The 5,492-nt window shown below is 62.1% G+C and carries 5 protein-coding genes and 1 pseudogene; 2 read left to right on the top strand and 4 right to left on the bottom strand.

Features of this window, described 5'->3' with window-relative positions:
* Positions 1 to 8: 8 nt before the first annotated feature.
* Together EOA29_RS23435 and EOA29_RS23430 are read right to left on the bottom strand one after the other, a co-directional pair.
* Positions 9 to 242 (bottom strand): hypothetical protein, encoded by a 234-nt coding sequence (locus tag EOA29_RS23435; RefSeq protein WP_126095383.1) that lies wholly within the window; start codon positions 240 to 242, stop codon positions 9 to 11.
* Positions 243 to 698: 456 nt separating this feature from the next.
* On the bottom strand, positions 699 to 2,339 hold the full coding sequence (locus tag EOA29_RS23430) for an acyl-CoA synthetase (RefSeq protein ID WP_126095384.1): 1,641 nt from the start codon (positions 2,337 to 2,339) through the stop codon (positions 699 to 701).
* A gap of 348 nt (positions 2,340 to 2,687) precedes the next feature.
* Between EOA29_RS23430 and EOA29_RS23425 the strand changes: the two genes are divergently transcribed.
* A complete protein-coding gene (locus EOA29_RS23425) occupies positions 2,688 to 3,044 on the top strand; it encodes an MTH938/NDUFAF3 family protein (protein WP_126095385.1) in 357 nt (118 codons plus the stop codon).
* Between the two features lie 379 nt (positions 3,045 to 3,423).
* Here the strand turns inward: EOA29_RS23425 and EOA29_RS23420 are convergent, their stop codons facing one another.
* Positions 3,424 to 4,212, bottom strand: coding sequence for a class II aldolase/adducin family protein (locus tag EOA29_RS23420; RefSeq protein ID WP_126095386.1), 789 nt, complete (start codon positions 4,210 to 4,212; stop codon positions 3,424 to 3,426).
* 136 nt (positions 4,213 to 4,348) lie between these two features.
* Here EOA29_RS23420 and EOA29_RS23415 point away from each other — a divergent pair, with 136 nt between their 5' ends.
* Positions 4,349 to 5,248 carry a helix-turn-helix domain-containing protein gene (locus EOA29_RS23415; protein ID WP_210213169.1) on the top strand — a complete coding sequence of 300 codons (900 nt, stop codon included), beginning with the start codon at positions 4,349 to 4,351 and terminating at the stop codon, positions 5,246 to 5,248.
* Between the two features lie 123 nt (positions 5,249 to 5,371).
* Here the strand turns inward: EOA29_RS23415 and EOA29_RS23410 are convergent.
* Positions 5,372 to 5,492: pseudogene (locus EOA29_RS23410) on the bottom strand (IS630 family transposase); the annotation flags it as partial.

Raw genomic sequence — 5,492 nt, 5'->3', positions numbered from 1 at the left:
GTCCTGGCCTACCCCGCCAGCGTGCCGGGCCGCTCGTTGCTCGCGGACAATGCTGTCTGACGTCGATGCCGTTCGAAAATCGCCAGCTTGTCCGTATAGGACAGCCGCACCGTTTTGTGGCACCGTTCGCACTTGAAAGTTGTGACGCTCTTGATCCAGGAGCCTTTCTTGATCAACGCGGCGTGGCAGCGCGGACACTGAAACGTCAACGCCTTGTCGAACAGGTCATTGGCCAAACCCATTCCATCTTCCTCCAAGACGGAACCGCCGCGCAACACGGATGCCAGGGCCGGCCAATCCCGAAACGGCGAGAGCTTACCCGGGAATGTCCATTAGCATTAACTAATCATAGACCGCGCTGTCCTATTCTGAGACAGCGCGGTCTACTGCCCATTGGCCGCGCAGGCGGCTTCGACGCCCAGCACCCCTGCCACACCGTCGGAGCCGCCACTTTCACAATACCAGCAGCGGTTAAATCAACCGTTACCAGGGTCGCGCCGATGGCTCGATCCGACCGTTCGCTTTGCAGTTAACGACGGCGCGCGCGCTATTCATCCCGCCAGAAAACCCGATTTTCCCACCGGATCTCCATCGGGCGCCGGGAGCGGATTTAATGCGTTTGCTCGAATGACGACGTCGCGAACGGCGGAGGCGAACTCTCCCAGGTCGCAGCCACAGCGTAAATGCGTGACGCAGGCCTACGCCCCCTTCGCCATGTCCCTCAGCCGGAACTTCTGGATCTTCCCCGTCGAGGTCTTTGGAATTTCGGCGAACATCACGGCCTTGGGCACCTTGAAGCGGGCGAGCAGGCCGCGGCAGTGCTCGATGATCTCGGCCTCTGTTGCCGTCTTGCCGGGCTTCAGCTCGACATAGGCGACCGGCACCTCGCCCCACTTCTCGTCGGCGCGGGCGACGACGCCGCAGGAGGCGACGGAGGGATGCTTGTAGAGAGCGTCCTCGACCTCGATGGACGAGATGTTCTCGCCGCCCGAGATGATGATGTCCTTGGAACGGTCCTTGAGCTGGATGTAGCCATCAGGGTGCATGACGCCGAGATCGCCGGAATGGAACCAGCCGCCGGCGAAGGCCTCGTCGGTCGCCTTGCGGTTCTTCAGATAGCCTTTCATGACGATGTTGCCGCGGAACATGACCTCGCCGATGGTCTCGCCGTCGGCCGGCGTCTCGGCCATCGTCTCGGGGTTCATCACCGTGAGCCCTTCGAGCGAGGCATAGCGTACGCCCTGGCGCGCCTTCTTCGCCGTCCTTGGCCCCTTCCCGAGCTCGTCCCACTCGTAGTGCCATTCGTTGACGACCGCCGGCCCGTAGGTCTCGGTCAGGCCGTAGAGATGGGTGACGGCGAAGCCCGCATCGGCCATGCCGGACAGCATGGCCTCCGGTGGCGGCGCGGCGGCGGTGTTGAAGGTGACCGTCTGCGGGAACTGGCGCTTGTCCTCGTCCTTGGCGTTGATCAGCACCGACATGACGATCGGCGCGCCGCAGAGATGGGTGACACCGTGGTCGGCGATCGCATCATACATCGGCCTTGCCCGCACCCAGCGCAGGCAGACATGGGTGCCGGCCTGCACAGCGAGCGTCCATGGGAAGCACCAGCCGTTGCAGTGGAACATCGGCAGCGTCCAGAGATAGACCGCGTGCTTGGCCATGCCGGCATGGATGGTGTTGGTGTAGGCCATCAGTGCCGCGCCGCGATGGTGGTAGACGACGCCCTTCGGATTGCCTGTCGTGCCGGAAGTGTAGTTGAGCGATATGGCGTCCCATTCGTCGTCGGGCATCGACCAGGCGAAAGCCTCATCACCGCCGGCGACGAAGTCTTCGTAGTCGATCGTGCCGATCCGCTCGCCTTTCGGATAGGGCGCATCGGCGGCGTAGTCGGGATCGTCATAGTCGATGACCAATGGCTTGGCCTTGGCCAATGCCAGCGCCTCTCTGACCACGCCAGAGAATTCGCGATCGACGATCAACACCTTGCTCTCGGCATGGTCGAGCTGGAAGGCGATCACGGCGGCGTCGAGGCGGGTGTTGAGCGAATGCAGAACCGCCTTCACCATCGGCACGCCGAAATGCGCCTCCAGCATCGCCGGCGTGTTCGACAGCATCACCGTCACCGTATCGCCCTTGCCGATGCCATGCTTCGACAGCGCCGAGGCGAGCTTGAGCGAACGGTGCCAGAACTCGCGGTAGGAGATGCGCTGGCTGCCATGGATGATGGCAACATGGTCGGGATAGGTCTTGGCAGCGCGCTCAAGATAGGTGAGCGGCGTCAGTGGCTGGTGGTTGGCGGCGTTCCTGTCGAGATCCTGTTCGTAGGGATTGGCCATCCCATCCTCCCCTTAGGTCTTTTAGAGCTTTCTAGCCGCAGCTCTGCGATCACGCCATCCCCCCGAACGACCGGGAAATGCTATGATATGCGCGCCCGCTAGTGGTGGAAATCTGACGCTTGGTACCGGAGTCGAAATACCGATTTCGACCCTGAGCGGACGTTCCCTCGCAGAGATCGAAGGGGCAAGGTACCACGCTTTGGCAGGCCCATGATCCATACTATAATTGGCTCGGAGGACGAAATGGCGCGGAACCCTCGGGGGGTCCGAAGGTCGATGGGAACCAAGGGGGTCCGTCTGCCGAGGCGGGAGGAAAAGCCTCGCGCTGAGAACTAGGAGGATCAGGCCATGAAGATCGAAGGCACCACATTCGGCACCATTACGATTGACGGAAAGACCTATGAGCACGACGTGATCGTTCGCCTCTCCGGCGAAGTGGAGAAGCGGAAGAAGAAGCTGTCGAAGAAATACTACGGCACCTCGCACGTCCTCTCGAAAGACGAGGCGAAGTTTGTCTTCGAAAGAGGATGCGAGCAGCTCATTCTCGGCTCGGGCCAGATGGGCAACGTTCATCTATCGCCGGAAGCTGAGGCATATTTCGCGAAAAAGGGCTGCAACGTACTACTGCAACCCACCCCCGAGGCAATCCGTGTGTTCAACAAGTCGCATGCGAAGAAGATCGGCCTTTTTCACGTTACCTGCTGAAACGCGGATGGGCGCGATCGACACGTCGGCGGCCCGGCTCAGTTTTGCATATGCGAGCGATCTGCGGCGCCATGTTCGCGGTCGGGCTGACCAATCGGGGGCGGTCCGTCTCAGCTGCCTGAGCGCTGCTCCGTAAGGGCACCGCCCGGGAGCGCGCTCTGGCCGCTAGTGATGAAAGTCTGCGCTTGGTACCGGCACCGTAAGCCCGCATGGAGTGGTTTCCTGCCGTACGTCTCGTTGACCGGAACGAGTAACCAGCGCCGCAACCGGTGGCTGCCAAGCGTTCAACGGCGATCCGTGTCGAGAGAGCACGCGGCTGAAGTGAGGCCGACCGCGATCGGGGCGTATTCTCTAGAAGGCAGCCCCGACGCTGCCTTGTTCAGGTCTTGTAGCGCGGCATTTCCACATCGAGCCGGCGACGGATCGCCAGCCATTCGAGTTCGCCCTCATAGGCATACCAGTCGCTGGCTGCCATGTCCTGCAGGTGACGCTGCTGCTCGTTCTCGGGGATCGTCCTGATCTCCGCGCCCGCTGGCGCCGACTGCTGCACCTGGAGCTGCACGGCACAGGCCTGATCGAGATAGAAGGAGCGGAAGAAAGCCTCGCCCGCGTCGCGGCCGAAGACGAAGGCGCCATGCCAGGCCTCGACAATCGCCTTCTTGCCGCGTCCGGCCCGCAGGAGGCCAGAAAGGAAATTGTCGGTGCACTCGAACTCGTAATCCGTGTACCCGATTACATCGCCCCCACCGATCATCAGGTAAGCCTGGCTGTAAGGGCCGATACCCCCGGCCTGGGCCGAGACGCCCATGATCGCCTTGGTGTGGATGTGCATGATGCAATTCTTGTCCGGCTCTGCCTCGAAGAACAGCTTTCCGATCTCGGTGGCCGAGGGGTTCGGCTTCCCGTTCTCCGGATTGTGATTGGTGCGATCGAAGCCGACCTTGATCAAGTTCGAAGCCGTCACCTCCTCGTGCATCCAGCCATAGTGATGGGTCAGCAACGCTTCCTCGCCGGGAACGCGGATCGCATGCCATTGGTTGGTCAGGTCGGTCAGCCGGTACTTAACCAGCGCGTTGTAGATGGCGGCCAATTCGCAGCGGGCTTCCCACTCGGCGTCCGAGCAGTTGGCAGGGCGCTGGCCAGCAGGCGTCGGGGTCATGATGTTCATGGGGCGAATCCTCGTGTTGTCGATAGCCGGCAGAGTAGATGAACCGAACGGAGGTATTTGCCTTGAAATGACAAAAACTATCCACCAAACTCCCAACATGCCTCATGTCTGCCTGGTTCTCTTCCCGCGGTTCCAAATGCTGGCCTATGTGCTGGCCACCGAGACCATGCGAATTGCGAACAAGCACGCGGGCCACAAGCTGTTCACGTGGGAGTCGCGCACCGCCACCGGGGAACCGGTCACGGCATCGAACGGAGCTCTGGTCTCGCCCGATCTCACCGGCTGGGCCGGCGGCGAGGATTTCGACCTCGTGCTGCTCTGCGCGGGCTACGAACCCTTCGCGGTGCAGCCGCCCGGCCTCGGAGCTTTGCTATCGCGAGCCGACCGGTCAGGCGCGGTGCTTGGCGGGCTCGACACCGGCACGATGGTGCTGGCGAAGCTCGGATATCTCGCAGGTCATCAGGCTGTACTGCATCACGAGGCCGAGGCGGGCTTCCGTGAGTCCTGGCCCGAGATCGCGATTAGCGACAGCATCTATTGCCTGGACGGTCGCCGGTTGACCGCCGCCGGTGGCATGGCCACCGGGGATGCCATGCTGGCTTGGATAGCGCAGATCGCGTCCGCGGAGCTCGCCACTGTCACCTCAGGCGATATGGCCCATGGCGCGATCCGCACCGGGACGGAGCGGCAGCGCATACAGCGCACGTCCGATCCGGCGCTGCTGGAGATGATGGAGATCATGGCGGCCCACCTGTCCGAGCCGTTGGAGCTTCCGGAGATAGCACGGCTCTTGCGACTCAGCCCGAAACGGCTGCGGCTACGCTGTCACAAGGGGCTCGGCCCGTCGCCTTCGGACCACTATCTGCGGCTACGTCTCAACCATGCGCTCGATCTCCTGCGTAGCACGGAGATGCCGGTCACCGAAATCGCCATCGCCACCGGTTTCGGCTCGCTCGCCGGGTTTTCCAGAACGTTCCGGAAGACATTTCAGGCGACCCCGCGAAGCTTCCGCTTGGGCGCGAAGGCCTCGACCTGAGGCTGGCTACGGAAATAGCAGTTTGGGTCGGCACTCTCCTTTCGAGTTCTGGAGCGGAACGGCAGAAAGTGGGTCTGAGCGGCATTTCGCTTTGGGTACCAAGCGTTGAATTTTCACCACGTGGATTGAATCTAACACTTGGTGCCCACGTTTGACGGCGGCGATGATTCTGTCGGGGTCGGCGGTCCAGGTGAAGGGTTTGGGTTGTCGATTGTGCTCGGCGAGGAAGCGGTTGATGGCCGCC

The sequence above is a fragment of the Mesorhizobium sp. M1E.F.Ca.ET.063.01.1.1 genome (genome assembly GCF_003998155.1).
Taxonomy (GTDB): Bacteria; Pseudomonadota; Alphaproteobacteria; order Rhizobiales; family Rhizobiaceae; genus Mesorhizobium.
Note: the sequence above shows the minus strand (reverse complement) of the source record. Positions and strands in the feature narration are given on the sequence as shown.

Excerpts from the sequence above, each read along its gene's own strand:
- EOA29_RS23420 (WP_126095386.1), bottom strand. The coding sequence starts at position 4,212 with ATGAACATCATGACCCCGACGCCTGCTGGCCAGCGCCCTGCCAACTGC.
- EOA29_RS23430 (WP_126095384.1), bottom strand. The coding sequence starts at position 2,339 with ATGGCCAATCCCTACGAACAGGATCTCGACAGGAACGCCGCCAACCAC.
- EOA29_RS23425 (WP_126095385.1), top strand. The coding sequence starts at position 2,688 with ATGAAGATCGAAGGCACCACATTCGGCACCATTACGATTGACGGAAAG.
- EOA29_RS23435 (WP_126095383.1), bottom strand. The coding sequence starts at position 242 with ATGGGTTTGGCCAATGACCTGTTCGACAAGGCGTTGACGTTTCAGTGT.
- EOA29_RS23415 (WP_210213169.1), top strand. The coding sequence starts at position 4,349 with ATGCTGGCCTATGTGCTGGCCACCGAGACCATGCGAATTGCGAACAAG.